Source organism: Paraburkholderia sp. (assembly GCF_034668105.1).
In the GTDB taxonomy this organism is placed as follows: Bacteria; Pseudomonadota; Gammaproteobacteria; order Burkholderiales; family Burkholderiaceae; genus Paraburkholderia.
The window spans coordinates 1-3,351 of sequence record NZ_JAXDPY010000457.1 but is presented as its reverse complement, the minus strand read 5'-3'; the positions used below and the strand labels follow the sequence as shown (position 1 = coordinate 3,351).

Here is a 3,351-nt window from a genome sequence, read left to right as displayed (position 1 = left end):
CACTCATCCGAACGAAACGCAGAGCATCTGACCGAACCGCAGGCGTGGGCACGGCTGGAGGCAGCGCGGTTCGCCGCGATTCAACCGCTGGTGCATGGACCGGATGGTGAAGTAATTCATCCGCGATTGCTGGAGCAATACAGCTATCGCGCGCGCATTACCGAAACCCATCAAGACGAGAGCGCCTTTCCCTGGGACGCTCGCGCGGCACATTACGACGTGATTCTGGCCGCCGTCGCCGCAGGACGCACCGAACTACTCACGGTGCATCGAACGGGTCTGATTCATGATGAACTGCTGACCCTCCTCGAACACGATCTGGATTTACAGGAGATCGCGGCACTCCATGGCAGAGGCTGACGGCCATGTTGCACGGCGGCGGCGCTCTCTTCGATGCAACTGCCGCCATCAAAGTGCCGCATCCTTTTGCCGTAGCGAATCAGGCAACCCGTACAACACGATCAACGCGCAAACCAGGCTCATCGCGCCGATCACGTACAACGCGGGCGTCGTACTACCAGTCAGATCCTTCACTCGGCCGACCATCACCGGGCTGACAATCCCGCCCAGCTGGCCGAGCGTATTGATCAACGCAATCCCGCCGGCTGCGCCCGCGCCCGTGACCAACTTCGGCGGCAGTGCCCAGAATGCCGGAATCGAAGCAACCACCCCAGCGCCCATCACCGCCAACGCGACAACCAGCAACGTAGTCTGCTTGTCGAAGAAGCCGGCAGCAAAGAATCCAACCGCCGCCATTACCAGCAATCCGCAAACAAACTTGCGCCGCTCGCCGCTCGCGTCAGACAGCCGCCCCACCACGACCATGCAGATCGCACCGCACACATAAGGCACCGCCGTCAGCAAACCAATTACCGTCGGATTGTTCGTGCCCGCGACGCGAATCAGATGCGGCGCCCAGAAATTCAAGCCGTACGACGCCACCTGAATCAGGAAGTACACCAGGCCCAAGGTCAGGAATCCGGGCGTCCTGATTGCGCCAAGCAACGAATGCCCCGTGCCGGGATGCCGGCTTTGCTGAGCAATCTGCGTCGACAGAAAAGACTTCTCCTTCGACGTCAACCACCCCGCATCCTCGATCCGATCCTTCAGCAGCTTCAACACGAGATAGCCGAGAAAGACGCACGGCAGGCCACCAAGCAGGAACAACCAGTGCCAGCCCGGCATGCCGAGCACGCCGTTCATATGCCCGATCACCAGCCCCGCGAGCGGTGCACCAACTAAACCGGAGAACGCCGACGCCAGAAACAGCATCGACGTAATGCGTCCGCGATAGCTCGGCGGAAACCACAGCGTCAGGTAATACAGCACGCCCGGCGCAAAGCCCGCTTCCATCGCGCCGATCACAAAGCGCAGTCCATAGAACTGCCATTCGTTGTTGACGAACACCATCGCCGCCGTCGCGAGGCCCCATGAAATCATGATCCGTGCAATCCAGCGACGCGCGCCGACCTTGTACAGAAACAGATTGCTCGGTACCTCGAACAACACATAGCCGATCACAAAGAGACTCGCGCCGAGACCATATGCCGTATCGGAGAGCCCGAGGTCGCTTTGCAACTGGAACTTCGCGAAGCTGATATTGATGCGGTCGAAAAACGCGAACAGGTAGCAGACCATGATCAGCGGCATGAGCCGCCACGCTACTTTGCGGATGATTGCCACGGCGTCGTCCGCGCTGTACTCACGGCCGCCGCTTGCGACTGCGCCTAGGTCACTCATGCTTGTCTCCAATGCCGGGTTCGGCGATGCCGTCCGGTCGTGTAATCAGTTAGGGTAAGTGTCTGATCTGCAGAACGTATTCAGGCACGGGGTGCAGGTCGCAGTTACGGCCGGCCTTCGCGAGTTGCCCGGGCACGTCATGGCCGAGCAGCGCAGGCAAGCCCCGCGACAACGCGAGCAACTTTTCCAGGTCGATCGCCGTCGGAATGCCGATTTCGTCACACATATTCACGAGGTCTTCGGTGCAGATGTTGCCGGAAGCACCTGGCGCGAACGGGCAGCCGCCAAGGCCACCCAACGCGGAGTCGAAGCGGCGCGCGCCAGCTTCGTAGGCGGCCAGCACGTTGGCAAGACCCAGACCGCGCGTGTTGTGGAAGTGCAGCGTGAGCGCGGAAGCCGGCAGTCGCTCAAGCACGCGCGTGACCAGCCGCGACACCTGGCGCGGATTCGCCATACCGGTCGTATCGGCTAACGTGATGCCCTGTATGCCCATCTCACGATACGCATCGACAATGCCGATCACGCGGTCTTCGTCGATCTTGCCTTCGAACGGGCAACCGAACGCGGTCGCCACCGACGCATTCAGCAACACGCCCGAATCCTTGACGTGCCGCACGATATCGCCGAACGCCGCCAGCGACGCCTCGCAACTCATCCGCATATTGGCGCGGTTGTGCGTCTGGCTCGCCGACATCACCAGATTCAGTTCATCGGCACGCGAGGCCAGCGCGCGTTCGGCGCCCTTCAAATTCGGAATCAGCGCGACGTAGATCACGCCCGGATGACGCTCGATCTGCTGGAACACGGCCTCGCCGTCGCGCAACGCCGGAATCGCTTTCGGCGAGACGAACGAGCCCGCCTCGATGCGTGTGAAGCCCGCAGTGGAAAGCGCGTTGATCAACGCGATCTTGTCGGCGGTTTCAACCCAGGTCGGTTCGATCTGCAAGCCGTCGCGCGGCGCGACTTCCTGCACGATCAGCTTGTCGAGATTGGTGTCGCTCGCTTTCATTGCACGGCTCCTTCGCGGCGCAGCCGCGCGATATCTTCGTTGGCGAATCCGAGTGCGCTCAGCACGCTGCCGGTGTGCTCACCCAGCGTGGGACCTTGCCAGTGCACTTCGCCCGGCGTGTCCGACAGCTTCGGCACGATGCCCGGCATCTTCACCGAGGCGCCGCCAGGCAGCTGCGTCGGCAACAACATGTCGCGCGCCTGGTAGTGCGGATCGGCAACGATGTCGGCCACGGAATAGATGCGCCCTGCCGGCACTTCAGCGCGTTCGAGCGCGGCGAGCACGTCGTCGGTGCAATGGTGCGAAGTCCATGCGGCAATCGCCTGATCGAGCAGTGCGCATTGCTTCGCGCGACCGTCGTTGTGGGCCAAGGCGGGATCGTCGGCGAGATCGGCGCGCCCGATCACATGCATCAGCCGCTTGAAGATGGGGTCGCTGTTGCCGGCGATCACGACATAACCGTCGTCTTCCGTCGGATAGGTGTTCGACGGCGCGATGCCGGGCAACGCGCCGCCGCTGCGCTCGCGCACGTGACCGAGCAGGTCGTATTCGGGCACGAGGCTTTCCATCAGATTGAACACGCTTTCGACCAGCGAAACATC

Annotated in this window: 3 protein-coding genes and 1 pseudogene; 1 reads left to right on the top strand and 3 read right to left on the bottom strand. The window is 62.0% G+C overall.

Annotated elements, in window-relative coordinates:
• A pseudogene (locus tag QOC89_RS20480) lies at positions 1–360 on the top strand (Na+/H+ antiporter); the annotation flags it as partial.
• A gap of 48 nt (positions 361–408) precedes the next feature.
• On the opposite strand, the gene QOC89_RS20475 reads toward QOC89_RS20480, so the two are convergent.
• From QOC89_RS20475 to QOC89_RS20465, 3 genes are all read right to left on the bottom strand, one after another.
• Positions 409–1,740: an MFS transporter gene (locus tag QOC89_RS20475; protein WP_323046686.1), complete on the bottom strand. Its 1,332-nt coding sequence runs from the start codon at positions 1,738–1,740 to the stop codon at positions 409–411.
• 49 nt (positions 1,741–1,789) lie between these two features.
• Positions 1,790–2,749 (bottom strand): hydroxymethylglutaryl-CoA lyase, encoded by a 960-nt coding sequence (locus QOC89_RS20470; protein WP_323046685.1) that lies wholly within the window; start codon positions 2,747–2,749, stop codon positions 1,790–1,792.
• On the bottom strand, positions 2,746–3,351 hold a 606-nt coding region (locus QOC89_RS20465), incomplete at its 5' end, for a CaiB/BaiF CoA transferase family protein (RefSeq protein WP_323046684.1). The genes QOC89_RS20465 and QOC89_RS20470, both read right to left, overlap by 4 nt.

What these genes read in the sequence shown, in the direction of transcription:
- QOC89_RS20475 (WP_323046686.1), bottom strand. Translation starts at nt 1,740, where the DNA reads ATGAGTGACCTAGGCGCAGTCGCAAGCGGCGGCCGTGAGTACAGCGCG.
- QOC89_RS20470 (WP_323046685.1), bottom strand. Translation starts at nt 2,749, where the DNA reads ATGAAAGCGAGCGACACCAATCTCGACAAGCTGATCGTGCAGGAAGTC.